Here is a 24093-nt window from a genome sequence, read left to right on the forward strand (position 1 = left end):
GGTCAAACTTCCTTTAAATTTTAACGGCTACGGTAAGAGAAGCGGTCATCAACACGTAAATCAGCAGGTGGCCAATTTTCAAGGCGCATACCAAGCTCTAAGTCTTTAGAAGCAAGGACGTCTTTGATTTCAGTTAATGATTTCTTACCGAGATTTGGGGTTTTTAACAACTCAGTTTCGGTGCGTTGTACCAAATCGCCAATGTAATAGATATTTTCCGCCTTCAAGCAATTTGCTGAGCGAACCGTTAATTCTAAGTCATCCACTGGGCGAAGTAGCACAGGGTCAACTTCTTCTTTTTCCTTAACAGGTTCTGGGGTGGCTTCCGCTTCAAGGTCAACAAATACGGCAATTTGCTGCTGCAAAATCGTTGCTGCTTTGCGAATCGCTTCTTCTGGATCGATGGTACCATTGGTTTCAAGCTCAATAACCAAACGGTCTAAGTCAGTGCGTTGTTCAACACGGGCATTTTCAACTTGGTATGCCACGCGTAAGATTGGGCTATAGCTAGCATCCAATTTTAAACGACCAATAACTTTGTTATCACCAGAATCTTTACGTACATTGGCAGGCTCATAACCACGACCTACTGCTACACGCAAACGCATTTTTAAATGACCACGATCACTTAATGTACCTAAAACTAAATCAGGATTGATAATCTCTACATTGTGAGGTAACTCAATATCTGATGCTAGTACAGTGCCAGGACCTTGTTTGTCAAGGGTCAAGAATACTTCATTTTGATCATGCAATTGGATCGCTAAACCTTTTAAATTTAACAATAGATCTAGCACATCTTCTTGCAACCCTTCGAGGGTTGAATACTCATGATCAACGCCTTCGATTTCAGCTTCGATTACAGCTGCACCAGGCAATGAAGATAATAGAATACGACGTAGGGCATTACCTAATGTATGCCCAAAACCTCGTTCTAACGGTTCGAGCGTGACTTTGGCGTGTGTTTCATTGACCGTGTCCACATGAATGGCATTCGGTGTAAGAAACTCAGTAGCATTTAGCATCATTTGTCACCTCGACTTTATAGTAAAATTAATTATTTAGAGTACAACTCAACGATTAAGCTTTCGTTGATTTCGGTTGGTAAATCAGCACGCTCTGGCGCTTGTTTAAAAGTACCTTGCAATTTGCTGTTATCAACTTCCAACCATACAGGTGTACCACGTTGAGCCGCCAATTCAATTGCGTTTTTGATACGTAATTGTTCTTTGGCTTTTTCGTGTACGGCAATCACATCACCATCTTGCAATTGGATTGAAGGAATGTTCACACGAACAAACTCATCACGACCCGCTTTTTTTAATAGAATAGCACGGTGGCTAACTAATTGGCGAGCTTCTGCGCGAGTTGCACCAAAACCCATGCGATAAACGACGTTATCGAGGCGACGTTCTAACATTTGAAGCAAGTTTTCGCCAGTTGCGCCTTTCATACGCGCAGCTTCTTTATAGTAGTTTGAGAATTGACGCTCTAATACACCATAAATGCGTTTTACTTTTTGTTTTTCACGAAGCTGTGCAGAGTACTCTGACGTTTTGCTACGTGGATTACCATGTTGACCAGGGGCACGGTCAGCTTTTTTGGTTTTTTCTTCGTACGCTTTTACGCCTGATTTTAATTGTAAATCAGTACCTTCACGACGAGAAAGTTTTAATTTTGGACCTAGATAACGGGCCATGAAAGTCTCCTTATACGCGACGTTTTTTCGGTGGACGAGTTCCGTTATGAGGAATCGGGGTTATATCGCTAATGCTGTTTATTTTATAACCCAATGCACCTAATGCTCTTACCGCAGACTCACGACCAGGTCCTGGACCTTTAACCAAGACATCAACATTCTTGACACCATATTCTTGTGCTGCTTTACCAGCAACTTCAGCCGCAACCTGTGCAGCAAATGGTGTTGATTTACGTGAACCACGGAAGCCTTGTCCACCGGCGGTGGCCCAAGCCAAAGCATTACCTTGACGATCGGTAATCGTTACAATGGTGTTATTAAAAGACGCATGGATGTGCGCTACGCCCTCAGCTACCGAGCGGCGAGTCACTTTTTTGCGACTACGAGTGTCTTTTGCCATCTTTTAGCTTCCTAAGTTAATTATTTTCTGATTGCTTTACGTGGACCCTTACGAGTACGCGCATTTGTTTTTGTGCGTTGACCGTTAACAGGCAAACCGCGACGATGACGCAAGCCACGATAGCAACCCAAGTCTACTAAACGTTTAATATTCATCGAGATTTCACGACGCAAGTCACCTTCAGTCGCATATTCTGCAACTTGGGTACGGACAGCATCAAGCTGAGTATCATTTAGTTCACTGATTTTAGTAGTTGGCGCAATGTTTACCGCTTCTAAAATTTTAGCAGCAGTGGTACGACCAATACCAAAAATATAAGTGAGTGAAATGATAGCGTGCTTGTTGTCCGGAATGTTTACACCGGCAATACGAGCCATTGACATTTCTCCAATTATAAGGAAAAGATGAATTAATCATCTACTGATGTAGCATTTTGAGACATTTGGTTATCTACAAATGTCTCAAAATAACGACAAGTAGCGGATAATACAGTATCCGCTACCTGATTTCAAGTCCAATCTAACAATTTAGATTAACCTTGACGTTGTTTATGACGCGGTTCTGCACTACAAATAACGCGAACAACGCCTTTGCGGCGTACAATTTTGCAGCTACCGCAGATTGTTTTTACAGATGCTTGAACTTTCATTTTCAGCTCCTAGTAGTAGTTATGAATGCTTGACTTCCATGGTTTGCATCAGCGAATAATCATGGTACTGGTGAGTCATTAAGTGCGCTTTAACTTGGGCAATAAAGTCCATAATTACGACCACACAAATCAGTACTGAGGTACCGCCTAAATGAAAAGGAATACCAAACGCAGATTGCAATATCATCGGCATCAAACAAATAATTGTCATATAAATCGCCCCAATAAAGGTTAAGCGATTTAACACATGATCTAAATAACGTTGAGTTTGTAAACCTGGACGAATGCCTGGAATATAAGCCCCACTTCGTTTCAAATTCTCTGATACTTCTTTTGGACTAAATACCAACGCGGTATAAAAATAACAAAAGAAAATAATCAAGGCTGCAAAGATTACCAAATACAGCGGCTGACCTGGTGACAACACCAATGCCATATTCTGCAAAAAGCTTTGAAAAATATTGGGATTGGGTGATTGACCCACCCACTGTCCCAAACTCGCTGGGAATAACAACAATGAACTAGCAAAAATCGCTGGAATAACCCCTGCCATATTAATTTTTAATGGCAAATGCGATTGCTGCTGTGCATATATTTTTCGTTCTTGCGATTGCTTTTGGGCATAGTTGACAGGAATACGGCGCTGGGCACGCTCAATAAACACAATCCCCGCGACCACCGCTAACGCCAATAAACTAAATATCAACAAGGCAATCATATTCATTTGACCTTGCTGGACAGAGTTAATTGACTGCGTGACCACTTGTGGAAAAGTCGCTATGATACCCGCTAAAATTAGCATTGAAATACCATTACCAATACCACGTTCAGTAATCTGTTCACCTAACCACATCAAAAACATTGACCCTGCAACGAGCGAAGTTACCGCAGGAATATAAAAACCAAGACCACTGGTCAATGTGAGATTCTGACTAATCAAACCTGTGCACATACCAATTGATTGAACCAAGGCTAATGCAAGGGTTAATTGGCGGGTATACTTGTTGATTTGGCGTTGACCGGCTTGGCCTTCTTTTTTTAATGCATCCAGTGATGGTATAACCGCCGTCATCATTTGGACAATGATTGAAGCAGAAATATAAGGCATAATCCCGAGTGCCATGACTGACATCCGCTCTAATGCCCCACCAGAAAACATATTAAACAAACCTAAAATAGTATTTTCATTGGTTTGAAAAAATTTCGATAAGCTTTCTGGATCCATACCAGGAATAGGTACATGTGAACCGAAACGATAGACGACTAAAGCACCCAACAAAAATAGTAAACGATTAAATAATTCATCGTACTTACGAATAAATGCTAGAGGATTCATCGATGTTGAATGCTTAGTCATGTAGGATTACTCCTCAACAGTACCACCAGCTGCTTCAATAGCCGCTTTAGCACCTTTAGTCACTTTAACACCTTTAAAAGTATATGCTTTGGTTACGTCACCTGAAAGGATGATACGAACACGTTGCATATCGTGGCGAATGATATTCGCTGCTTTTAAAGACTCAACGCTTACCACGTCACCATCAACTTGGTTTAATTCTGATAAACGTACTTCTGCCGTTACCATTGCAAGTTTACTGGTGAAACCAAACTTTGGCAAACGACGGTATAAAGGCATTTGACCGCCTTCAAAACCTGAGCGAATACCAGAACCTGTACGTGAAGTTTGACCTTTGACACCACGACCACCGGTTTTACCGATACCAGAACCGATACCACGACCACGGCGAAGTTTATTTTTTCTTGAACCTTCAGCTGGGCTCAATTCATTTAAACGTAGACCCATTATACTTCCTCCACTTTAACTAAGTAGTTAACGCGGTTTACCATACCACGGGTCGAAGGGGTATCTTCAACTTCGACAGTATGTCCAATACGACGTAACCCTAAACCTTTCAAACAAGCTTTATGGCTTGCTAGGCGATGGGCACTCGATTTTACTTGAGTAACTTTCATTTTTTTCATGTTATCACCTTAGCTTAGCCCAAGATTTCTTCAACTGATTTACCGCGTTTTGCCGCAACTTTTTCAGGAGAAGACATTTCTTTTAACCCGTTGAAAGTTGCACGTACAACGTTAGCGGCATTGGTTGAACCATAGCATTTTGCTAATACGTTTTCTACGCCTGCAACTTCTAATACTGCACGCATTGCACCACCGGCGATAACACCTGTACCTTCAGAGGCTGGTTGCATATACACGCGACTTGCACCGTGGCTAGCAGTAATAGGATGTTGAAGGGTTGTACCCGCTAAATCAACGGTAATCATATTACGTTTGGCAGCTTCTAATGCTTTTTGAATCGCTGCAGGCACTTCACGCGCTTTACCACGACCAAAACCAACACGACCATTGCCATCACCTACCACTGTGAGTGCGGTGAAAGAAAAGATACGACCACCTTTTACAACTTTAGATACACGGCCAACTGTGACTAAGCGCTCTACTAAACCGTCTGTTTGTTCAAATTTTGCCATGATTAGAACTCCAATCCATTTTCACGAGCGGCTTCAGCTAATGCTTTAACACGACCATGATATTTAAAACCGCTACGATCAAACGCAACTTTAGTAATACCGGCAGCTTTAGCGCGTTCTGCAATTAATTTACCAACGGCAGTTGCAGCTTCGATGTTGCTAGTTTGACCAGCACGTAAAGTAGTATCTAACGTTGAAGCTTGGGCTAACACTTCACCACCTGTTGGTGAGATAACTTGTGCATAGATGTGGGTGTTAGTACGATTAACAGATAGACGATTTACGCCTAAACCACGGATATGTGCACGGGTTTTTTTCGCTCTGCGAAGGCGAGCAGCTTTTTTATCAAACATGTCATTTCACCTTATTTTTTCTTAGCTTCTTTACGAGCGACATACTCATCGCTATAACGAACGCCTTTGCCTTTGTAAGGCTCAGGTGGGCGATAGCCACGAATGTTTGCTGCTGCTTGACCTAGCTTTTGTTTGTCGCTAGATTTTAACACGATTTCAGTCGCAGTTGGGGTTTCAGCAGTAACACCTTCAGGTAGTACATATTCGATTGGGTGTGAGTAACCTAAGTTTAGGTTAACTTTATTGCCAGCAACAGCGGCTTTATAACCAACACCAATCAATTGTAGACGACGTTCGAAGCCTTCAGTAACACCTTTAACCATGTTGCTTAATAATGCACGAACTGTACCAGTGTGCATCCAACCGTCTTTGGTGTCAGATTTTGGTGAAAGAATAAGTTGATTATCTTCCTGTTTTAGCTCGACCAAATCATGCAGGCGTAAAGTTAGCGTACCTTTGCTACCTTTAACTTCAACCTGCTGACCGTTCAAAGTAACACTTGTACCATTTGGTAGTGCTACAGGGGCTTTAGCCACACGAGACATACGGGTAATTCCTATAAAAGTGATAAAAAAACGAACAGGCACAACAAACTATGCCTGTCCCTCTTAATGTTAATTAAGCTACGAACGCAATAACTTCGCCGCCTAATCCAGCTGCACGAGCTTCACGGTCGCTCATGATGCCTTTATTGGTAGAGATGATTGCTACACCTAGACCTTTTTGGACGCTTGGTAGGGCATCTTTACCACGGTATTGACGTAAACCTGGACGACTATAACGTTTAATCGTCTCAATGACTGGTTTACCTTCAAAATATTTCAGCTCGATGGTTAATTCAGTTTTACCTGTACCAACTTCTTGAGTTTCAGCGGTCGCAACATAACCTTCTTTCACTAGCAAATCAGCAATTGATTTACGTAGTTTTGAGCTTGGCATAGTCACAGACGCTTTTTGAGCCATTTGTGCATTACGGATACGAGTCAACATATCAGCAACGGTATCTTGCATACTCATATTGTTTCCCCTTACCAGCTTGCTTTATGAACGCCAGGTACATCACCTTGCATTACTTTTTCACGAATCATGTTACGTGAAAGACCAAATTTACGGAAATAACCGTGTGGACGACCTGTCAATGCACAGCGGTTACGTAAACGTACGGGTGAAGCATCACGTGGCAGTGCTTGTAATGCAAGCATTGCGTCCATACGCTCTTCGTCAGTTGCGTTGATGTCGCTGATAATTGCCTTAAGCTTTGCACGCTTCTCAGCATATTTAGCAACAGTCGCTTCGCGTTTAAATTCGCGATTAATCATACTTTTCTTTGCCATATTGCCTTATCCTTGCTGTTAGCCCTTGAATGGGAAGCCGAATGCTTTAAGCAATGCACGACCTTGATCATCAGTTTTTGCGGTAGTCGTAATGGTAATATCTAAACCACGAATACGGTCGATTTTGTCAAAGTCAACTTCAGGGAAAACGATTTGCTCTTTGATACCTAGTGAATAGTTACCACGGCCATCAAATGCTTTATCTGTAAAACCGCGGAAGTCACGGATACGTGGAATAGCGATTGAGATTAAACGATCTAAAAACTCGTACATCTGTTCGCCACGTAACGTTACTTTACAGCCGATTGGCCATTCTTCACGGATTTTAAAGCCTGCAACTGATTTGCGAGCTTTGGTTACTACAGGTTTTTGACCGGCAATTGCCGTCATATCCGCTAATGCACCTTCAAGAACTTTTTTGTCTTGAGCCGCATCACCCACACCCATGTTTAGGGTGATTTTGGTGATTTTAGGGATTTCCATAACGTTGGCTAAACCAAGCTCTTGCTGAATTTTTTGCTTAAGCTGTTCGTTATATTGTGTTTTAAGTCTTGCCATTACTGATACCCTTAGATGGTTATGCAGTCGCCACAACTTCACCAGATGAACGATAAACGCGTTGTTTTTTGCCTTCGTCATTCAATTGGTAAGAAATACGATCTGCCTTTTGGGTTGCTGCATTATAAATTGCAACATTTGAAATGTGTAAAAATGCTTCTTTCTCGATAATACCACCTTCAACGCCAGTCTGTTGGTTTGGCTTTTGGTGTTTTTTAACGATGTTGATGCCTTCAACTTTTACACGGTCTTCTTTTACTGCTAGTACTGTACCTTGCTTGCCTTTATCTTTGCCAGCAATTACAATCACTTGGTCGCCTTTACGTAATTTTGCCATGTTTTCCTCACAATACTTCTGGGGCTAATGAAACAATTTTCATAAATTGTTCGCCACGTAGTTCGCGGGTTACTGGTCCAAAAATACGTGTTGCAATTGGTGCTTTATTGTTGTTCAACAACACAGCTGCATTATCATCAAAACGTAGTACTGAACCGTCAGGACGACGTACACCAAACTTCGTGCGTACGACTACCGCGTTCATTACATCACCTTTCTTGACACGACCGCGTGGAATTGCTTCTTTCACAGTCACTTTAATGATGTCGCCTACTGATGCATAACGACGATGTGAGCCACCTAGTACTTTAATGCACATAACTCGTTTTGCACCACTGTTGTCTGCAACTTCCAGCATTGTTTCAGTCTGAATCATCGCGTTACTCCATAAATTGGCAAAACAAGTCTTTGCCACAATAAGCCATTTTTAAGGTGGCGTATTGTAGCAGTTACTGACTTGCTTTGCAATTATAACTATCTATTTAAGTTAAATTAAATATTAACTGCTTTTTCTACTACGTCTACTAACACCCAAGATTTGGTTTTTGATAGTGGACGTGTTGATTTGATACGAACTGTATCACCAACGCCACACTCATTGTTTTCATCATGAGCATGTAGTTTGGTCGAACGGCGAATCATTTTGCCATATTTGGCATGACGAATACGGCGCTCAACAAGTACAGTAATGGTTTTATCCATTTTGTCACTGACAACTTTACCAGTGACTGTACTTTGTTCAGTAGCGTTAGCTTGGTTGGTATTTTGCTCACTCATGATTAAGCCCCTTGGTTTTCGGTGTTCTGTTTTTCAGAGATAAGAGTCTTGATTTGAGCAATCGTACGACGATTTGCTTTAATCTCATGGGTGTTGCCTAACTGACCAGTGGCTTTTGCCATACGAAGACGAAATGTTTCTAATTGCTTTTCGTCTAGTAATTGGGTCAGCTCTTCGACTGATTTGTCTTTAAGTTCACTGATCTTCATTACATTATCGTCCGTTTAACAATGGTGGTTTTGAAAGGCAACTTGGCAGCTGCAAGCGTGAACGCTTCAGTTGCTAGCTCGTCAGAAACCCCTTCGATTTCATAAAGCATTTTGCCTGGTTTGATTTCGCATACCCAGTATTCTACTGGACCTTTACCTTTACCCATACGAACTTCTAGTGGTTTTTCGGTAATTGGTTTGTCTGGGAACACACGAATCCAAATTTTACCACCGCGCTTGATACGACGTGAAATCGTACGACGAGCAGCTTCGATTTGACGTGCAGTCATACGACCACGTTCTACTGATTTAAGTCCGATTGTACCAAAAGATACGCTACTACCACGGTGAGCTAACCCCGTATTACGTCCTTTTTGTACTTTACGAAACTTGGTACGTTTTGGTTGTAACATATCGATTAACCTCTGTCTTTAGCTGGGCGCTCACTACGTGGGCGGTCGCTACGATCATTACGAGCACGACGTTTTTGAGGTGCACGTGCTTGCTTTTCTTCTTTGACTGGATTATATACACGGTTCATGCCGTCAAGCACTTCACCACGGAAAATCCAAACTTTTACACCGATAGTACCGTAAGTGGTTTCTGCGCGTACATTTGAGTAGTCAATGTCAGCACGTAATGTATGCAAAGGTACACGACCTTCACGATACCACTCTGAGCGAGCAATCTCAGCGCCGCCAAGACGACCTGATAGCTCAACTTTGATACCTTGTGCGCCAGCTTTCATACTGTTTTGAACAGCACGTTTCATAGCACGGCGAAACATAACACGACGTTCAAGTTGTGAAGCAATACCGTCAGCTACTAGACGTGCGTCTAAGTCTGGTTGGGTGATTTCTTCAATGCTAACTTGTGCTGGTACACCCATTAATTTGGTAAGTTCTTTTTGTAGGCTTTCAATATCTTCGCCTTTTTTACCAATGATGATACCAGGACGTGCAGTAGCGATAGTGATTTTAGCTGCGCCCGTAGGACGTTCGATGCTAATACCGCTGATCATCGCTGCTTTAAGCTTTTTCTCTAAATACTTACGAACTTGTAAGTCGTTGATTAAGTATTCAGAGTATTTTTTTGGATCTGCATACCAGTTAGCGTTTGATTTACGAATTACGCCAAGACGGATGCCGATTGGATGAACTTTCTGTCCCATATTATGCTCCTACCTTAACTGTGATGTGGCAAGTACGTTTGCTAATACGGTCAGCACGACCTTTGGCACGTGGTAAAACACGTTTTAACGTAATACCTTCATCCACATAAATGGTAGAAACACGGAGTGTATCGATGTCTAAACCATTGTTATGCTCAGCGTTAGCAATCGCAGATTCTAAGCATTTTTTAACCAATTTAGCGGCTTTTTTATTGCTAAAGGTTAAGATATCTAATGCACGCTCAATTGATTTGCCGCGAACTTCGTCAGCAACTAAGCGTACTTTTTGTGCCGAAATGGCGGCACCGCGTAATTTTGCAGTTACTTCCATGATGAGCACCTTATTTCTTAGATTTCTTGTCAACGCCATGACCACGATATGTACGGGTTGGGGCGAATTCACCAAGTTTATGACCAACCATTTGCTCGTTTACGATAACAGGTACGTGTGTACGACCGTTATGAACAGAAATAGTTAAGCCGACCATTTGTGGCAAAATCATTGAGCGACGTGACCAAGTTTTGATTGGTTTGCGTGAGTTAGTTTCTAACGCATTCTCAACTTTGGCAAACAAGTGCGCATCGATGAATGGACCTTTTTTCAATGAACGAGGCATGAAATTATTCCTTATTTCTTATTGACGCGACGACGGCGGATAATCATGTGGTCAGTACGTTTGTTAGAACGTGTTTTAAGGCCTTTAGCCTTCTGACCCCATGGGCTGGTTGGGTGTTTACCGAAGTTACGACCTTCACCACCACCGTGTGGATGGTCAACCGGGTTCATTGCAGTACCACGAACGGTAGGACGAACGCCACGCCAGCGGTTTGCACCTGCTTTACCCAATGATTTAAGGTTATTTTCAGTGTTTGATACTTCACCGATAACCGCACGACAATTTACGTGGATACGACGAGTTTCGCCTGAGCGTAAACGAACGATTGCATAGATACCATCACGACCCAATAATTGAACCGCAGCACCTGCTGAACGAGCGATCTGTGCACCTTTACCGATTTTAAGTTCGATATTGTGAATCACTGTACCCACTGGAATGCTACGCAGTGGTAAGCAGTTACCTGGGCGAATTGGTGCAGTTTCACCAGAAATAACGGTATCACCTTGCTGCAATTTTTTTGGTGCGATGATGTAACGACGCTCACCGTCTGCATATTTAAGTAGTGCGATGTGTGCAGTACGGTTTGGATCGTACTCAATACGCTCTACAACAGCAGGGATGTTGTCTTTGTTACGTTTGAAGTCAACAACACGGTAATGCTGTTTATGACCACCACCGATATGACGGGTAGTGATGCGACCGTTGTTGTTACGACCACCAGTTTTGCCTTTTGACTCTACTAATGCTGCATAAGGACGACCTTTATGAAGGTGTGGATGCACCACTTTCTCGACAAATCGGCGACCTGGTGATGTCGGTTTGGCTTTTACGATAGGCATTGTGTAATCCTTATTCGTTGTCAGCAGCAGGTTGTTCTGCTACGTCGGCTACTTGAACATCTTGACCAGCTTTTAAGGTCACATAGGCTTTTTTGAAGTCTTGACGACGACCTACCGTGCGACCAAATCGCTTTGTCTTACCTTTAACATTCAAAGTGTTAACTTTAACTACTTCAACACCTTCAAACATTAATTCTACGGCTTTTTTAATCTCTTTTTTTGTCGCGTTGGTGTCAACTTTGAACACTTGCACACCTAAAGTATCGCCCAAGATTTGAGATTTTTCTGAAAATACAGGTGCTTTTAGTACCTGATATAGTCTTGCGTTATTCATGCTAACACTCCCTCAATTTCTTTGGCGGCTGCGACAGACATGATGACTTTGTCAAACGCAATTAGGCTAACTGGATCAACTTCAGTGCTACCTAGTACGCTGACGTATGGAATATTGCGAGCAGCTAAGTAAAGATTTTCGTCAACTTCATTGGTAACGATTAATGCTTTAGGGGCATTTAAGTCTTTAAGTTTAGCGATAAGCTCTTTGGTTTTTGGTGCTGAAATGCTGATGTCATCAACCAATACCAAGCGGTCTTGACGAATCAATTCAGCAAGAATGCATTGCATGGCACCACGGTACATTTTACGGTTCACTTTTTGTGACCAATCTTGTGGTTTGGCTGCAAATGCGCGACCACCACCGACCCAAATTGGGCTACGGATGGAACCTGCACGTGCACGGCCAGTACCTTTTTGACGCCATGGTTTTTTACCACCGCCAGATACTTCACCACGCGTTTTTTGAGCACGGCTACCTTGACGACCACCCGCTAAATAAGCGGTAACTACTTGGTGTACAAGTGCTTCGTTGAATTCACGACCAAATGCTACGTCTGATAGCTCAACCGCCGAACCTGTTACTGTATTTAGATTCACGTTAATCCCCTTGATTAAGCTTTAACTGATGGACGTACGATAACGTCGCCACCGTTGGCACCAGGAATTGCACCCTTGATAACTAGGATACCTTTTTCAGCATCAACTGAAATCACTTCTAAGCCTTGTACGGTCACACGTTTGTTACCCATTTGACCTGGCATTTTTTTGCCTTTAAATACACGACCCGGTGTTTGGTTCTGACCTGTAGAACCCACAACGCGGTGAGATACTGAGTTACCATGTGTCCAATCTTGTGAACGGAAGTTGTGGCGTTTGATACCACCTTGGAAACCTTTACCTTTACTGGTACCAATTACGTCAACGATTTGACCTACTTGGAACAAGTCAGCAGCGATTTCACTACCTGCTTCGCGGCCTTCAAGTTCGCTATCTTCGACGCGAAATTCCCAAGTGCCACGACCTGCAGCAACGCCAGCTTTTGCAAAGTGACCTTTTTGAGCTGCATTAACACGAGAATCACGACGTTCGCCAGTTGTTACTTGGATAGCTTGGTAGCCGTCTGTGTCTTGTGTTTTGATTTGAGAGATACGGTTGGCAGTAACTTCAACAACAGTTACAGGAATTGAAACACCTGCTTCTGTGAAGATACGAGTCATGCCGCATTTTTTTCCGACTAAACCGATCGCCATGTTGTTAACCTCTTAATTTTTACTGTTATTCAATATAGGTCTGAGTCCTAAGGATGAAACCTAAGGGGTTAGCCTAATGCGATTTGTACATCAACACCCGCCGCCAAATCTAACTTCATCAGTGCATCGACTGTTTTGTCAGTAGGCTGAACGATATCTACCATACGTTTGAATGTGCGGATTTCGTATTGGTCACGGGCATCTTTGTTCACGTGTGGTGAGGTTAAGATGTTAAAGCGTTCAATGCGAGTTGGTAGCGGTACTGGACCACGAACTTGTGCACCTGTGCGTTTTGCGGTATCAACAATCTCTTGAGCTGATTGGTCAATCAGACGATGGTCAAAAGATTTAAGTCTGATACGGATTTTCTGGTTAGCCATGCCAGTAAGCTCCTAATATAAAGTTTGATATGGGTTAATTTGCGTTGGGTGTTAAGCTGTTATTGAGTAAACACCTAACTTGCATTTTTTACCTGTTTTTGACAGGCACTTTTTGAAAATAAAAAAATTTCGGTCCCACTCAAACTACTAACTTGCAATACATAGATAGCATTATTAATAGTCGGTGAAACTGTATTTTTTTAATTTCGTGTCGCAATCAATGGAGCGACTGTATTAAAGGGCTTATTCTTTTATGAATTGACGAATCATCTTCGTCGCCCTGCAATAAGTTAAGTGGGCTGTATTATACCGATTTTTTGGGTAAAAGCAATAGGCTAATCTAGCAAAATATCATATTGTTCTTGATTAAAACGGTTATCACTTTCTAAGTTAATCGGACGACCCAGCAAATATTCCATCTCTGCCACCGTATCCGCTTCAATGGTTTCAAGCAAATCAATTACCCCGCTATTTGCGACCACGGTAAATTTCTTAGGGGCGTTGTAGGTTCTGGCGCAGCGCATGAGTTCTCTAAAAATCTCCAAACACACGGTTTCGGCGCTTTTGACAAAGCCTTTACCGCCACAGGTTGGACACGGCTCGCAAAGCTGTTGTTGTAGGCTCTCACGCGTGCGTTTACGAGTCATCTCTATCAGCCCAAGCGCTGAGACTTGGCTGATGTTGGTTTTGGCATAATCGCGTTTGAGCTGTTCTTGCAGGCTTGCTAATACCTCATCGCGGTGTTGTTGCTCTTGCATATCGATAAAGTCAAGAATGATAATCCCGCCCAAATTACGCAGTCGCAGCTGACGGGCGATGGCGTGAGTGGCTTCAAGATTGGTTTTATACACCGTATCTTCAAGGGAACGCCCTCCGACAAATGAGCCTGTATTGACATCAATGGTGGTCATGGCTTCAGTTTGGTCGATAATAAGATAACCGCCTGATTTGAGATTAACACGGCGATTGAGCGCGTCTTTTAAATCATCTTCAACGCGGTGAACATCAAATAACGCCTGCTCGCCTTCATACAATTGAATACGTGGGAAAATGGCAGGGACAAATTCTTTGGCAAAATGACGAATAGCGTCAAACACTCGGGCGTTATCGACCGTCACCCTTTCAGTCTGCTCACCAATCAAATCTCGAATCGCGCGCAAAGGTAGCGACAAATCCTGATAAATTAGCTCAAAACGGCGATGGGTCGGCGTTTGTTCACGGCGGGCTTGTACCATACGCCAAAGCTGTAGTAGATAATAAATATCTTCTTCAAGTTTGGATTGCGGGATATTTTCGGCAGCGGTACGGGCAATCAATCCGCCTTGTAGATTGACTTGGTGCACCAGCTCGCCAAGCTGTGTTTTTAACCGTTCTCGCTCATCGCCATCAATCCGCTGAGAGATACCGATATGTTCGCCATATGGCAAGTACACCAAATAACGCGAAGGCAATGACACATCCGTCGTCAGTCGTGCGCCTTTACTGCCTAATTGGTCTTTAATCACTTGCACCAAGATACGCTGTCCTTCATACAAGCGGTTTTCTATCAACTCACTAGGCGGTGGCTGATAGGTGGTTGTGGTCATCGCAAGCGTAGTGGTGTCAGGGTCTAAGGTGTTGTCAATCGCCGGGTTTTGCGGTTTGTGCGGTTCAATGGCTGAGAGCTTAGGACGCAGGGTCTGCATATCATTGACGTGCAAAAACGCGGTGCGTGATTGCCCAATGTCGATAAACGCCGCCTGCATCCCTGGCAGTACGCGCACCACTGTGCCAAGGTAGATATTGCCCACTGAGCCAAGTTTGCTATGGCGTTCGATAAAGATTTCGTTGAGTATCCCATCTTCGAGCACGGCGACTCGGCTCTCAGATGGACTGATGTTGATGAGTAGTTCTTCGGTCATTATTAACAGCTTTATCAAATTTTTAGTTGCCGTTATTCTACTCGAAGTTAGTTATCTGCACAAAGCTAAACTAAATGAGCTGTTGTTTTAGTTCATTGATTGTGGTCACAAGCTTGGTTGGCTGTTCTTTTGCCAAAACATCGGCTTTTTCACAGCCGTAACTCACTGCTATGCTGTCCATGCCAATATTATTTGCCATACGGATGTCATGAATACTATCACCGATAAAAACAGCGTCTTCTATTCTTGTGCCTGTTTCTACCAAGATTTGCTCAAGCATTAAGGGATTTGGCTTACCTGCGGTTTCGTCAGCGGTTTTGGTAGTTATGAAAAAGGCTTCAATTCCAGAGTTTGGCAATACACGCTGCAGCCCTTTACGTTTCTTGCCTGTTGCAATGGCTAGTGTTTTACCTTGCGCGTGTAAATCTTGAATCAATTCTTTAATACCATCAAACAGTTTGTCGTTGTCGCAATGCTTGACATAATACTCAGAGTAAGTGGCTAAAAGTTCATCATATTTATCGCTGTCGTTGGGAAACAGGATGGGAAACGCATCGACTAACGCAATGCCAATAATGGACTTTGTCGCTTCATCGGTGACGGTTAAGCCGTGCTTTTCGGCGGCATAGCGCATGGCATCGACGATTAAGCCAACAGAATCCATCAGTGTGCCGTCCCAGTCAAAAATGATTAGGGATTTGTTTTTCATGTTAATCATGTTGATTCTCTATCAAACTTTGCATATCCTCTGGCAATTCGGCTGTAATTGTTTCATATTCTGGAATAGCAAGCTGATAAGCATGCAAGCACAAGCGGCGCACGCTTTTATCGCCTTTAGCCACATTCGGATTGTATTTATCATCACCCAATAGTGGATGCCCGATACTCGCCAAGTGCACACGGATTTGGTGGGTACGACCTGTGAGCGGTTTGGCTTCAATTAAGCTGACTTTTTGACCATTTAACTCAAATTTTTGCAACACGTTAATTTGGGTTTGGCTTGGCTTACTGTCTTCAGATTTTACGTCCACTTTGACACGGCGTTCACCGCTTTTGCCTTCTTGCGTGGCAGGCAACGTGTATTTTAGTAGCGGTTTATCAATGATTTGTGTTTCGGTACTTATCCAACCTACCACCAAACACAGATAGGTTTTTTGCAAGGTTTTTTCTCGCAAATGCTCTTGTAAAGCTTTAAGGGTTGAGCGTTTTTTGGCAATCATCAGCAAGCCAGAGGTATCTTTGTCAATGCGGTGTACCAACTCAAGGTATTTTTTACCCGTTGCTTCTCGCATGGCTTCAATCACGCCAAAACTCTCGCCACTGCCGCCATGCACCGCCATACCCGATGGTTTATTGAGTACCATTAAACTCTCATCTTCATACACAATGCGCTCAAGCAAGCTTTGGGCAAAGTCAGGGCTAATCACGGGTTTTTCACGCGTGGCAAGCTTGATGGGTGCAATGCGCACCACGTCATTACGCTGCAGTTTGTCGTGGGGTTTACAGCGTTTGCCATTGACACGGATTTCGTCGGAACGAATCATGTTATAGACGTGTGAGCGCGGCAGCCCTTTAAGACGACCCAACAAAAAGTTATCAACACGTTGGTCATGCTGCTGGCGCGTGACGGTCAGGTAATTGACCTTAGCAAAATCTAAAATATCGTCATCTGCAGACTGCGGTTGTTTGCTAGGCGGTTGTTTGCTGGGCGTTTTTTTGCTGGGCGTGCGTTTCGCGGTTTGATGAGCCGATTGCCGCGATGGGGTGTCGCGTTTTTTGCTAGGATGGGCGGGACGTTTGGGAGACTGCGAGTGCTCTGTCATATTTTGATAGCCGTTTACATAAAAATTTGCTATAGTTTAGCAGTTTAGTGCCTGTGCCGCTATGAATTCGCGCCATCAATTCGACTTAAACCCTGTTAAGCTTCATTACAACGTAGTGTAAGCGGGATAATTAAACTGTCGCTTTTGGTGGTACCCATACAGCCGAGATTTATTCATGGCGGTATGACTTACGATAGGGCGCACTAGACTGCCAATATTTATAGATTTTAAGACTGATTTTAATCAATATCAGCACACGACATACGAGTAACGAAGATAATTGTCATTTGAAAACATGTTCAAATAGTTTGTAAAGATTAGTGATATATAGAGATAACAGATAAATGGTGGGTTTTGTGCCTTACAACCACAAAACTGCTGATAACGATTAGCGTATTATGCGCCTAGGTAAATGAACTCAGTAGTTGCGATTTTGAGATAAAGGTTTACGGTTTTGGACGATTTATTATTTTAAATTGCCCACGCCTTTGTAAAACCTAACTTATCAGGCTTGCCATTTAAAGCGAAACCTAACGCTAACACTTTTTGACCAATAGGGAAAAAGGGTTTATTCATTTGTCCTAAAACAGACATTGTTTTGGGCAACAACCCCAATCCAGCATGATGGCTGTATTTACCTAACAGGCTTACAACCTCGCTATGGCAATAATCCAACTTAATCATGCAATTTTTGGTGAACAACAAACCTTGTTATTAAGCCACTTACGCTTGCTATCAGCGAGTCTAGTCAACACTGTTTGACGTTGTTTCATCTAATATTTGATAGTAATGTTTGATAGCAACATATCTACGCTCGTATGTTTTGTGTGTTTAGGAGAAAACACATGAAACGCATCCTCATCAATGCTACCCACGCCGAAGAAATCCGTGTTGCCCTGTGCAATGGCAATCACTTGTATGATTTCGATTTAGAAAACCGTACCCGCGAGCAAAAAAAAGCCAATATTTATAAAGGTCATGTGACCCGTGTCGAGCCATCGCTTGAAGCGGTATTTGTGGAATACGGTTCGCAACGTCAAGGTTTTTTACCGATTCGTGAAATCGCCCCAGAGTATCTAGCAGGCGACCCTCGCTCTACCAATAACATCAAACAACTGATTAAAGAAGGCGATGAGCTCATCGTGCAAGTGGAAAAAGAAGAACGCGGTAATAAAGGCGCGGCGTTATCTACTTTTATTTCATTGGCGGGTCGTTATTTGGTATTGATGCCCAACAACGCGCGTGGCGGCGGTATCTCTCGCCAAATCTCTGGCAAGCTGCGCGATGAGATGAAGCAAGCGCTAAGTGAGCTAAGACTACCTAAAGGCATGAGCGTTATCATCCGTACCGCAGGGATTGGTAAAACCACGGATGAATTGCAACATGACCTTGACCATTTATTAAACATTTGGAAAGGCATCCAACAACAAAGCCAAAAATTCCCCTCACCTCGCCTGTTGCACCAAGAAGCGGGCGTAGTCACCCGTGCCTTACGCGACTACCTGCGTGATGATATCACAGAAATTTGGATCGACAATGAATACGCTTATAATGAAGCGGCGAATTTTATTGAAGCGGTGATGCCGCAGCAAGCGAATAAACTGCGCAAATACACGGACTATGAGCCGATGTTTGCCCGTTTTGGGATTGAAAAACAAATCGAAACCGCCTACCAGCGTGAAGTACGTTTGCCAAGCGGCGGTTCGATTGTGATTGACCAAACTGAAGCCCTGGTATCAATCGATATCAACTCATCAAAAGCTACCAAAGGCGCGGATGTCTCAGAAACGGCGTTTAATACCAATTTGGAAGCGGCAGATGAAATCGCCCGCCAGTTACGCCTGCGTGATATGGGTGGTTTGATTGTTATTGACTTTATTGACATGGCAACCGATGACCACCAAAAACAAGTGGAAAATCGTCTCAAAGAAGCCACCAAAAACGACCGCGCGCGTATCCAATTCGCCGAAATTTCACGTTTTGGACTACTGGAAATGAGTCGTCAACGCCTGCGTCCGTCACTTGAAGAAGCGACAGGTTACCTCTGCCCGCGTTGTCACGGTACCGGTATGATTCGTGACTTGCGTTCACTTGCTTTATCAATCATGCGTCAAATCGAGCAACGGGCGTTACAAGAGCGTCATGGCGAAATACAAGCTGAAGTGCCAACCGATATCGCGGCATTTTTACTCAACGAAAAACGTGAGACGCTGGTGTATCTTGAGCAAGAAAGTGGCACGCGCATTACTATCTTGCCGCATGCCCATCTTGAATCCCCCGAGTTTAATATCACTTATAACAGTGATGGGTTTGCGCCATCGAGCTATGAGCGTGTCGCCGAAAGCCAACAACAAGAATATAAAGACCGTGGCTACGATACTAGCAATTGGCACACCGATGACAATGAAATCAGCCGTGTAGCCCCGACAGGTAATCATAATGCCTGGAGCAGTGCTAGCAACGCCGTCAATAACACGCCTAACCCTGCAACGCCATCCAACAAACCTCAGCAAACTGCCAACAATACGACTGCCGCCAAAGCTGCCGCGCCAAAGCCCGTGCAGCCGGCTGCCACTGTCCCTGCGACTTCAGCAGTCGCTTGGCTATCGAACTTGTTTGCCCCTACCCAGCAAGCCCAAGTCACCCCACACTTTAGCGGTCAAGATGCCGCTTCGGCGATTGAAAGTCTCGTCAATACCGGCGCGCAAAGCTTGGGGGTGCAAGGTCAAATCAATCACGCGGCACTGACGGCAAGCATCCCTGCGGTGACAGCTGACACCGGTGAAACTAGTGCCAATCCTTATCAAGAAGCGTCTCAACAACCTTCAGCCACGGCTGAATCAAGCGATAAAGATGCCGAGCGCCGTAAACGTGGTAACCGCAAACCAAAGGCTAAAAAACCAAACCGTTATCAATCTGAAACGAGTGAGGCGGAAGTTTCATCACAGGACACTGACAGCAATAAAGACCAGTCAAACGATACCTCAAAAACGGCCAAAACTAGTGAGCTGCCAAAACGCGAGCCGAATAGTCGCCGTGACAGCCGCGGCATCAAAGAACGTCGTGCTACACTAGCGAATGAGGATAGTAGCGCAGCAGTCATTGATGTGACAGCGACTGATACCGCTGTTGCCGCTGTCGATGGTAGAAAAAACAACCAATCCAGAGCAGAAAAACCGAAAGGCACCAGACAACGCGACCCCAACAGTGTGCAAGTTCAAGTATTTAAAACTGAACAACAGCAACCTATGGCTGCGGTTGAAACAACGCACCTCTCCCTAGATGCCAGCAAAGGGGAAATTGCAAAGCCTGAGGTGCAGCCAATAGCCTCGGCTACGACACCCGAGCCCACAACACCCGAACAGGTAATTGAGACGCCAGTTAACGCTAGCAGCGTTATAGTGTCAAATGACGAGGTAGCAGAGCTTACTAAAGCATCTACACCATCTGCGCCATCAGCTGAACCTGCCACTGCAGAGCTAGCAGTGACACCGAGCCAAGGTCGTGCCAAAAATGACCCACGCGAAGTGTACAAGGCTTATCAAGCGCAATTTAGCCCAGTTGCCTCTGTAGAGACCCCTTCAGTGACAAAAATTTCAGGTACGGTGAGTCAGTTTATTAACCAGTACTTAGATAATGCTGCTGAAAAAATGGCAACTGACAGCGTGGTTAGCTGCTTTATCCAAGCCATCGACGCTTTTAATCATCAAGCTGCTACCACCACTACCCCAGCAAAAGATAATGTCGTAGTGGCTGAACAACAGCGTTTTGGGCAGTATTTTAGAAATTATGGTTATGCCAGTTTATCCGCGCAAAACTTGGATGATTATCATACGGCCATTTTGCCCGCCAGTCAGTTCCAATGCCAAGCAGGCAAAACTGACGCTGCGCTGCCAATAGTGACTAAACGCGCCATCAATGATCCACGCGGCGCCATAATTGATACCGCTGTCGCTCAAGCGCCGACTGACTCAAACCCGTCAGTTGCTGAGCCTACCCCCAATCAAACTGACAGTGTCACCGGTCAAGTAGAAGCAGCCTCAACTCAATCAGCCTCACCCAGCCAAAACCACCTGTCATATCAAGCAGGTAGCGTAGGCGCATGGATTGTGGCGCGCTTGGGCGATAAAGGTCATGCGTTGATTGAGCAAGGTAAATTGGTCGAAGCTTACTTACAAGCGCACAATGCGCCAGTCGCTAACCAACCAACCGAGCCAGTCTATGCGACAATAATAGCGGATGATGCTATAGTGAATCAGGGCGTTGACTCAGTGCCAACAGCTGATGAACCAGCAATAGCCTTTAATACTGACAGCGAAGGTGTTGAAGCAATGGACATAGAAGATAGCGCAGAAGCAGCGGCGCAAAAACGTAAAACCACACCCGTAAGTTATAAGAATATGATTGAAAGTGTGGCAGAACAAATGAAACCGGCAACCGTTGGTATGCTGACCTTGGCAACCCCAAAAGCACCGAAAACCCGTACGCGTAAAGCTAAGGCGAGCGAAAAACCAGCAGCCAAACCCAAAACGCGTACCAGTAAAAAGGTGGAAAATGCCGTTGTTGTCACTAAAAAATCGACGACCACCGCACAAACTGACGTAGCGCCCTCTCACGATGAGTCGGTAACGCCGCAGCACAATCAGTAAATCAATCGTGTTTGCGTATATGTATAACAGTAAAAAAAGCAGTTCAACATGAACTGCTTTTTTATTTTATAGTTAAAACCGAATTATACCAAGCAACTTTCAACACAATCCTTAAGCGTATCAAACTTGCTTAGCGTTAAACGAACCTTTTGCTTGATGACTGCCCACAACTGCTCAATTGGATTGAGTTCAGGTGAATAAGGCGGTAAGTACGTCAGTTCAATATTATAAAGTTCCGCAATTTGCTTTAAATCGCCACCATGATGAAATCTGGCATTATCCAACACCAATACACGTTTTGGATAATTTCCCTTATCATCTTTTGGCAAAGATTGCCCCAACGTGTGTAGCCAATTTTCAACCGTCACTCGTTTACAACCACCTTCAAAGGTAACAGGTGCGATGAGTTTAAAGTCATTTAATCGCATCGCCCCTATTAAGTTTAAGCGTTTGCCTTTATTGGCATCGATTTTGGCATAACAAGGCTTGCCAATAGGCGACCAACTGCGGGTGTAATATTGCCTTTGATAAAATCCTGTTTCATCCATAAACAGTATGTTGTCAGCCGTGATACTTAAGGTTAAAAGCAGTAAACCTAGCATCAGTGTAAACCCAATTTGCTTTATGGGGTCGGCTTGCTTAAACAGCGGGGTCTTTTTTTAAAACTCCATTTGATTCGACGTAAGGTTTGTAAAAAGGCGTTATAGGAAATACCAACATCGGGATGGTCTTTTAAGTATTGTTCTCTAAGCTGTTTTGCGGTGTCAAATTCTTGTGATTTAACATAGTCCTCAAAGGCGACTAGGTCAGTGATAATGTGTTTTACGCCAACAGGTGCAAAGGGTTTTGGCTTGGTATTCCCTTGTTCTTGATAGAGCTTTATCCAGTCATCAAGGGTGTTGCGGTTGATTTCAAACAACCTAGCTGTTTTGCTTTTGTTGCCTGTCTTTTGCCAGTGGTTGACGGCTCTGTCTCGTAAGTCTTGGTTGTATATTTTGGGCATGGTGGTATTGGTTTAAAATGCTTATTATATTACAGTTTTAACTATAGCTACAAATTTTGGATACAATGAATGGGCGGGCTTGTTTAATGGGCAGGTTTATTACGAATTTTTGAGATGACTGTCATGATCGCAACTACCACTAAACCTGCTAGCAAACCAACCAGTGCATTTAACAGGTTAGTGGTTAAGCCTGAAAACGCCCCTGACAAGTCACCTAAATGCTCAATCCCATGATGTAACGCACCAAAGCCATGCGCCAAAATACCACCACCGACCAAGAACATCGCCAAAGTACCGGCGATTGATAGCACTTTCATCAAAATAGGCGCAAAGGCTAATAAGGCTTTACCTATATTTTGTGCCGCTGATGACGACTTTTGTTGTAAGTGCAACCCCAAATCATCTATCTTGACAATCATGGCAACAAAGCCATACACACCCACTGTCATGATGAGTGAAATTACTACCAGTGTTACTGCCTTATCCAGTAAAGGCACCGTTGCCGCAATGGTACCGAGGGAAATCACAATGATTTCAGCCGATAAAATAAAGTCCGTCCGCACTGCCCCTTTAATTTTTTCTTTTTCATGCGCCACCAAATCCACACTTTCATCGGCATTGGCTGCTACCCGCTCGGCTTGCTCGGGGTCATTACTGCCAGAATGTGGCCAAAATTTGTGCACCACTTTTTCTGCCCCTTCATAACACAGATATAAACCACCAATCATCAATAACCCGGTCACCAAGGCTTGCGAAATCGCACTGATAATCAAAGCCAGTGGCACCAAAATCGCTTTATTGACTAAAGAGCCTTTGGCGACACTCCACACCACAGGCAACTCGCGATCGGCTTTTACCCCTGATACTTGATTGGCGTTGAGTGCCAAATCATCGCCCAACACGCCCGCCGTTTTTTTGGCAGCGACTTTTGTCATCACCGATACATCATCTAGGATGACACTAATATCATCGAGTAAGGTTAACAAACTAGCAATTGCCATGATAAATTCCTAAAAAATAGTAAAAGATGAAAAAATAATAATAGTTATAACTAGCTGACGATTTATTAGTTTACAAATTTGTCATTCAAACACAATGTTTAAATTGTATTGCAACTTATCAAAAGTTATTTGCTTAAACGCTGAATTTTTTTAAAAAACCTAGTTAAGCAAACTTTGTTAAACAACCTTTTAATCCATTAATAGAACTTGGCTTTGAGCCGGTTGCTTTTAGCGCACCAAAAGATTGAAACAAGCGGAAAGATTGAGACGAGCAGAAAGATTGGAACGGGCAAAAATGTGAGCCCCGAC

At 43.7% G+C, this 24093-nt stretch carries 35 protein-coding genes; 1 reads left to right on the plus strand and 34 read right to left on the minus strand.

The window, feature by feature from the left end; all coding sequences use genetic code 11:
• Positions 1-20 precede the first annotated feature (20 nt).
• From AXE82_RS04260 to AXE82_RS04410, 31 genes are all read right to left on the minus strand, one after another.
• Positions 21-1028 (minus strand): DNA-directed RNA polymerase subunit alpha, encoded by a 1008-nt coding sequence (locus AXE82_RS04260; protein WP_007115569.1) that lies wholly within the window; start codon positions 1026-1028, stop codon positions 21-23.
• Between the two features lie 29 nt (positions 1029-1057).
• Positions 1058-1699, minus strand: coding sequence for a 30S ribosomal protein S4 (gene rpsD, locus AXE82_RS04265; protein WP_062331855.1), 642 nt, complete (start codon positions 1697-1699; stop codon positions 1058-1060).
• A gap of 10 nt (positions 1700-1709) precedes the next feature.
• Positions 1710-2099: a 30S ribosomal protein S11 gene (gene rpsK / locus AXE82_RS04270; RefSeq protein ID WP_007115567.1), complete on the minus strand. Its 390-nt coding sequence runs from the start codon at positions 2097-2099 to the stop codon at positions 1710-1712.
• Positions 2100-2119: 20 nt separating this feature from the next.
• Complete coding sequence (gene rpsM, locus AXE82_RS04275; protein WP_007115566.1) at positions 2120-2476, minus strand: 30S ribosomal protein S13; 357 nt, start codon at positions 2474-2476, stop codon at positions 2120-2122.
• Positions 2477-2631: 155 nt separating this feature from the next.
• Complete coding sequence (rpmJ, locus tag AXE82_RS04280; RefSeq protein ID WP_062331858.1) at positions 2632-2748, minus strand: 50S ribosomal protein L36; 117 nt, start codon at positions 2746-2748, stop codon at positions 2632-2634.
• A gap of 19 nt (positions 2749-2767) precedes the next feature.
• On the minus strand, positions 2768-4105 hold the full coding sequence (gene secY, locus AXE82_RS04285) for a preprotein translocase subunit SecY (protein WP_062331861.1): 1338 nt from the start codon (positions 4103-4105) through the stop codon (positions 2768-2770).
• A 6-nt stretch (positions 4106-4111) separates the two neighbouring features.
• Entirely contained in the window at positions 4112-4552 is a 441-nt protein-coding gene (rplO, locus tag AXE82_RS04290; RefSeq protein ID WP_007115564.1) for a 50S ribosomal protein L15, read from the minus strand.
• Entirely contained in the window at positions 4552-4731 is a 180-nt protein-coding gene (gene rpmD / locus AXE82_RS04295) for a 50S ribosomal protein L30 (protein ID WP_007115563.1), read from the minus strand. The genes rplO and rpmD overlap by 1 nt, the downstream gene beginning before the upstream one ends.
• Before the next feature lie 14 nt (positions 4732-4745).
• The gene (rpsE, locus tag AXE82_RS04300; RefSeq protein ID WP_062331864.1) at positions 4746-5243 is read right to left on the minus strand and encodes a 30S ribosomal protein S5; all 498 of its coding nucleotides are present in this window, start codon (positions 5241-5243) and stop codon (positions 4746-4748) included.
• 2 nt (positions 5244-5245) lie between these two features.
• A complete protein-coding gene (gene rplR, locus AXE82_RS04305) occupies positions 5246-5596 on the minus strand; it encodes a 50S ribosomal protein L18 (protein ID WP_007115561.1) in 351 nt (116 codons plus the stop codon).
• A gap of 11 nt (positions 5597-5607) precedes the next feature.
• Positions 5608-6141 carry a 50S ribosomal protein L6 gene (gene rplF, locus AXE82_RS04310; RefSeq protein WP_036593421.1) on the minus strand — a complete coding sequence of 178 codons (534 nt, stop codon included), beginning with the start codon at positions 6139-6141 and terminating at the stop codon, positions 5608-5610.
• A gap of 73 nt (positions 6142-6214) precedes the next feature.
• Positions 6215-6613, minus strand: a complete 399-nt coding sequence (gene rpsH, locus AXE82_RS04315; RefSeq protein ID WP_062331867.1) for a 30S ribosomal protein S8 — start codon at positions 6611-6613, stop codon at positions 6215-6217.
• 11 nt (positions 6614-6624) lie between these two features.
• A complete protein-coding gene (gene rpsN / locus AXE82_RS04320; RefSeq protein ID WP_007115558.1) occupies positions 6625-6930 on the minus strand; it encodes a 30S ribosomal protein S14 in 306 nt (101 codons plus the stop codon).
• An 18-nt stretch (positions 6931-6948) separates the two neighbouring features.
• Complete coding sequence (rplE, locus tag AXE82_RS04325) at positions 6949-7488, minus strand: 50S ribosomal protein L5 (protein ID WP_007115557.1); 540 nt, start codon at positions 7486-7488, stop codon at positions 6949-6951.
• A gap of 19 nt (positions 7489-7507) precedes the next feature.
• On the minus strand, positions 7508-7825 hold the full coding sequence (gene rplX / locus AXE82_RS04330) for a 50S ribosomal protein L24 (RefSeq protein WP_036593426.1): 318 nt from the start codon (positions 7823-7825) through the stop codon (positions 7508-7510).
• 7 nt (positions 7826-7832) lie between these two features.
• Positions 7833-8201, minus strand: a complete 369-nt coding sequence (gene rplN, locus AXE82_RS04335; RefSeq protein ID WP_007115555.1) for a 50S ribosomal protein L14 — start codon at positions 8199-8201, stop codon at positions 7833-7835.
• 116 nt (positions 8202-8317) lie between these two features.
• The gene (gene rpsQ, locus AXE82_RS04340; RefSeq protein ID WP_007115554.1) at positions 8318-8602 is read right to left on the minus strand and encodes a 30S ribosomal protein S17; all 285 of its coding nucleotides are present in this window, start codon (positions 8600-8602) and stop codon (positions 8318-8320) included.
• A 2-nt stretch (positions 8603-8604) separates the two neighbouring features.
• Positions 8605-8811, minus strand: coding sequence for a 50S ribosomal protein L29 (gene rpmC, locus AXE82_RS04345; RefSeq protein ID WP_007115553.1), 207 nt, complete (start codon positions 8809-8811; stop codon positions 8605-8607).
• Entirely contained in the window at positions 8811-9224 is a 414-nt protein-coding gene (rplP, locus tag AXE82_RS04350) for a 50S ribosomal protein L16 (protein ID WP_007115552.1), read from the minus strand. Before rplP ends, rpmC begins: the two co-directional genes overlap by 1 nt.
• Positions 9225-9229: 5 nt before the next feature.
• A complete protein-coding gene (gene rpsC / locus AXE82_RS04355; protein ID WP_007115551.1) occupies positions 9230-9982 on the minus strand; it encodes a 30S ribosomal protein S3 in 753 nt (250 codons plus the stop codon).
• A gap of 1 nt (position 9983) precedes the next feature.
• Entirely contained in the window at positions 9984-10313 is a 330-nt protein-coding gene (gene rplV, locus AXE82_RS04360; RefSeq protein ID WP_007115550.1) for a 50S ribosomal protein L22, read from the minus strand.
• A 10-nt stretch (positions 10314-10323) separates the two neighbouring features.
• Entirely contained in the window at positions 10324-10599 is a 276-nt protein-coding gene (gene rpsS, locus AXE82_RS04365) for a 30S ribosomal protein S19 (RefSeq protein ID WP_007115549.1), read from the minus strand.
• Between the two features lie 11 nt (positions 10600-10610).
• Complete coding sequence (gene rplB, locus AXE82_RS04370; protein ID WP_007115548.1) at positions 10611-11441, minus strand: 50S ribosomal protein L2; 831 nt, start codon at positions 11439-11441, stop codon at positions 10611-10613.
• 10 nt (positions 11442-11451) lie between these two features.
• Positions 11452-11775: a 50S ribosomal protein L23 gene (gene rplW, locus AXE82_RS04375; RefSeq protein ID WP_007115547.1), complete on the minus strand. Its 324-nt coding sequence runs from the start codon at positions 11773-11775 to the stop codon at positions 11452-11454.
• Positions 11772-12374 (minus strand): 50S ribosomal protein L4, encoded by a 603-nt coding sequence (gene rplD / locus AXE82_RS04380; protein WP_007115546.1) that lies wholly within the window; start codon positions 12372-12374, stop codon positions 11772-11774. Before rplD ends, rplW begins: the two co-directional genes overlap by 4 nt.
• A gap of 14 nt (positions 12375-12388) precedes the next feature.
• Positions 12389-13027, minus strand: coding sequence for a 50S ribosomal protein L3 (rplC, locus tag AXE82_RS04385; protein ID WP_007115545.1), 639 nt, complete (start codon positions 13025-13027; stop codon positions 12389-12391).
• 68 nt (positions 13028-13095) lie between these two features.
• Entirely contained in the window at positions 13096-13407 is a 312-nt protein-coding gene (gene rpsJ / locus AXE82_RS04390) for a 30S ribosomal protein S10 (protein ID WP_007115544.1), read from the minus strand.
• Positions 13408-13742: 335 nt separating this feature from the next.
• A complete protein-coding gene (locus AXE82_RS04395) occupies positions 13743-15308 on the minus strand; it encodes an Rne/Rng family ribonuclease (RefSeq protein ID WP_062331871.1) in 1566 nt (521 codons plus the stop codon).
• 70 nt (positions 15309-15378) lie between these two features.
• Positions 15379-16026 (minus strand): HAD family hydrolase, encoded by a 648-nt coding sequence (locus tag AXE82_RS04400; protein ID WP_082741410.1) that lies wholly within the window; start codon positions 16024-16026, stop codon positions 15379-15381.
• Entirely contained in the window at positions 16019-17131 is a 1113-nt protein-coding gene (locus tag AXE82_RS04405; RefSeq protein ID WP_062331874.1) for an RluA family pseudouridine synthase, read from the minus strand. The genes AXE82_RS04400 and AXE82_RS04405 overlap by 8 nt, the downstream gene beginning before the upstream one ends.
• A 471-nt stretch (positions 17132-17602) precedes the next feature.
• Positions 17603-17815, minus strand: coding sequence for a hypothetical protein (locus AXE82_RS04410; protein ID WP_062331877.1), 213 nt, complete (start codon positions 17813-17815; stop codon positions 17603-17605).
• Positions 17816-17976: 161 nt separating this feature from the next.
• On the opposite strand from AXE82_RS04410, the gene AXE82_RS04415 reads away from it, so the two are divergent.
• Positions 17977-21780 carry an Rne/Rng family ribonuclease gene (locus AXE82_RS04415; RefSeq protein WP_062331880.1) on the plus strand — a complete coding sequence of 1268 codons (3804 nt, stop codon included), beginning with the start codon at positions 17977-17979 and terminating at the stop codon, positions 21778-21780.
• Positions 21781-21863: 83 nt separating this feature from the next.
• Here the strand turns inward: AXE82_RS04415 and AXE82_RS04420 are convergent, their stop codons facing one another.
• The 3 genes from AXE82_RS04420 to AXE82_RS04430 all read right to left on the minus strand — a co-directional run bounded on the left by AXE82_RS04420 (position 21864) and on the right by AXE82_RS04430 (position 23784).
• Positions 21864-22382, minus strand: coding sequence for an IS630 family transposase (locus AXE82_RS04420; protein ID WP_062331883.1), 519 nt, complete (start codon positions 22380-22382; stop codon positions 21864-21866).
• A 20-nt stretch (positions 22383-22402) separates the two neighbouring features.
• A complete protein-coding gene (locus AXE82_RS04425; protein WP_062331885.1) occupies positions 22403-22783 on the minus strand; it encodes a helix-turn-helix domain-containing protein in 381 nt (126 codons plus the stop codon).
• An 83-nt stretch (positions 22784-22866) separates the two neighbouring features.
• Positions 22867-23784, minus strand: coding sequence for a DUF808 domain-containing protein (locus AXE82_RS04430; RefSeq protein ID WP_007115538.1), 918 nt, complete (start codon positions 23782-23784; stop codon positions 22867-22869).
• Between the last annotated feature and the right edge of the window lie 309 nt (positions 23785-24093).

Origin of the sequence: Moraxella osloensis, from assembly GCF_001553955.1 — a bacterium.
Taxonomy (GTDB): domain Bacteria; phylum Pseudomonadota; class Gammaproteobacteria; order Pseudomonadales; family Moraxellaceae; genus Faucicola; species Faucicola osloensis.

Coding starts and splice junctions, on each gene's coding strand:
- rpsS (WP_007115549.1), bottom strand. CDS start 10,599: ATGCCTCGTTCATTGAAAAAAGGTCCATTCATCGATGCGCACTTGTTT.
- rplC (WP_007115545.1), bottom strand. CDS start 13,027: ATGGCGATCGGTTTAGTCGGAAAAAAATGCGGCATGACTCGTATCTTC.
- rplP (WP_007115552.1), bottom strand. CDS start 9,224: ATGTTACAACCAAAACGTACCAAGTTTCGTAAAGTACAAAAAGGACGT.
- rpsQ (WP_007115554.1), bottom strand. CDS start 8,602: ATGAGTGAGCAAAATACCAACCAAGCTAACGCTACTGAACAAAGTACA.
- rpsE (WP_062331864.1), bottom strand. CDS start 5,243: ATGGCAAAATTTGAACAAACAGACGGTTTAGTAGAGCGCTTAGTCACA.
- AXE82_RS04405 (WP_062331874.1), bottom strand. CDS start 17,131: ATGACAGAGCACTCGCAGTCTCCCAAACGTCCCGCCCATCCTAGCAAA.
- rpsN (WP_007115558.1), bottom strand. CDS start 6,930: ATGGCAAAGAAAAGTATGATTAATCGCGAATTTAAACGCGAAGCGACT.
- AXE82_RS04420 (WP_062331883.1), bottom strand. CDS start 22,382: ATGCTAGGTTTACTGCTTTTAACCTTAAGTATCACGGCTGACAACATA.
- rplX (WP_036593426.1), bottom strand. CDS start 7,825: ATGGCAAAATTACGTAAAGGCGACCAAGTGATTGTAATTGCTGGCAAA.
- rpmD (WP_007115563.1), bottom strand. CDS start 4,731: ATGAAAAAAATGAAAGTTACTCAAGTAAAATCGAGTGCCCATCGCCTA.
- rpsM (WP_007115566.1), bottom strand. CDS start 2,476: ATGGCTCGTATTGCCGGTGTAAACATTCCGGACAACAAGCACGCTATC.
- rplE (WP_007115557.1), bottom strand. CDS start 7,488: ATGGCAAGACTTAAAACACAATATAACGAACAGCTTAAGCAAAAAATT.
- secY (WP_062331861.1), bottom strand. CDS start 4,105: ATGACTAAGCATTCAACATCGATGAATCCTCTAGCATTTATTCGTAAG.
- AXE82_RS04400 (WP_082741410.1), bottom strand. CDS start 16,026: ATGATTAACATGAAAAACAAATCCCTAATCATTTTTGACTGGGACGGC.
- rpsJ (WP_007115544.1), bottom strand. CDS start 13,407: ATGGCTAACCAGAAAATCCGTATCAGACTTAAATCTTTTGACCATCGT.
- rpsK (WP_007115567.1), bottom strand. CDS start 2,099: ATGGCAAAAGACACTCGTAGTCGCAAAAAAGTGACTCGCCGCTCGGTA.
- AXE82_RS04430 (WP_007115538.1), bottom strand. CDS start 23,784: ATGGCAATTGCTAGTTTGTTAACCTTACTCGATGATATTAGTGTCATC.
- rplB (WP_007115548.1), bottom strand. CDS start 11,441: ATGCCTATCGTAAAAGCCAAACCGACATCACCAGGTCGCCGATTTGTC.
- rpsC (WP_007115551.1), bottom strand. CDS start 9,982: ATGGGACAGAAAGTTCATCCAATCGGCATCCGTCTTGGCGTAATTCGT.
- rplR (WP_007115561.1), bottom strand. CDS start 5,596: ATGTTTGATAAAAAAGCTGCTCGCCTTCGCAGAGCGAAAAAAACCCGT.
- rpsD (WP_062331855.1), bottom strand. CDS start 1,699: ATGGCCCGTTATCTAGGTCCAAAATTAAAACTTTCTCGTCGTGAAGGT.
- AXE82_RS04425 (WP_062331885.1), bottom strand. CDS start 22,783: ATGCCCAAAATATACAACCAAGACTTACGAGACAGAGCCGTCAACCAC.
- rpmJ (WP_062331858.1), bottom strand. CDS start 2,748: ATGAAAGTTCAAGCATCTGTAAAAACAATCTGCGGTAGCTGCAAAATT.
- rplN (WP_007115555.1), bottom strand. CDS start 8,201: ATGATTCAGACTGAAACAATGCTGGAAGTTGCAGACAACAGTGGTGCA.
- rplO (WP_007115564.1), bottom strand. CDS start 4,552: ATGGGTCTACGTTTAAATGAATTGAGCCCAGCTGAAGGTTCAAGAAAA.
- rplF (WP_036593421.1), bottom strand. CDS start 6,141: ATGTCTCGTGTGGCTAAAGCCCCTGTAGCACTACCAAATGGTACAAGT.
- rpsH (WP_062331867.1), bottom strand. CDS start 6,613: ATGAGTATGCAAGATACCGTTGCTGATATGTTGACTCGTATCCGTAAT.
- AXE82_RS04260 (WP_007115569.1), bottom strand. CDS start 1,028: ATGATGCTAAATGCTACTGAGTTTCTTACACCGAATGCCATTCATGTG.
- AXE82_RS04415 (WP_062331880.1), top strand. CDS start 17,977: ATGAAACGCATCCTCATCAATGCTACCCACGCCGAAGAAATCCGTGTT.
- rplW (WP_007115547.1), bottom strand. CDS start 11,775: ATGAATAACGCAAGACTATATCAGGTACTAAAAGCACCTGTATTTTCA.
- rpmC (WP_007115553.1), bottom strand. CDS start 8,811: ATGAAGATCAGTGAACTTAAAGACAAATCAGTCGAAGAGCTGACCCAA.
- AXE82_RS04410 (WP_062331877.1), bottom strand. CDS start 17,815: ATGATTAAGTTGGATTATTGCCATAGCGAGGTTGTAAGCCTGTTAGGT.
- AXE82_RS04395 (WP_062331871.1), bottom strand. CDS start 15,308: ATGACCGAAGAACTACTCATCAACATCAGTCCATCTGAGAGCCGAGTC.
- rplV (WP_007115550.1), bottom strand. CDS start 10,313: ATGGAAGTAACTGCAAAATTACGCGGTGCCGCCATTTCGGCACAAAAA.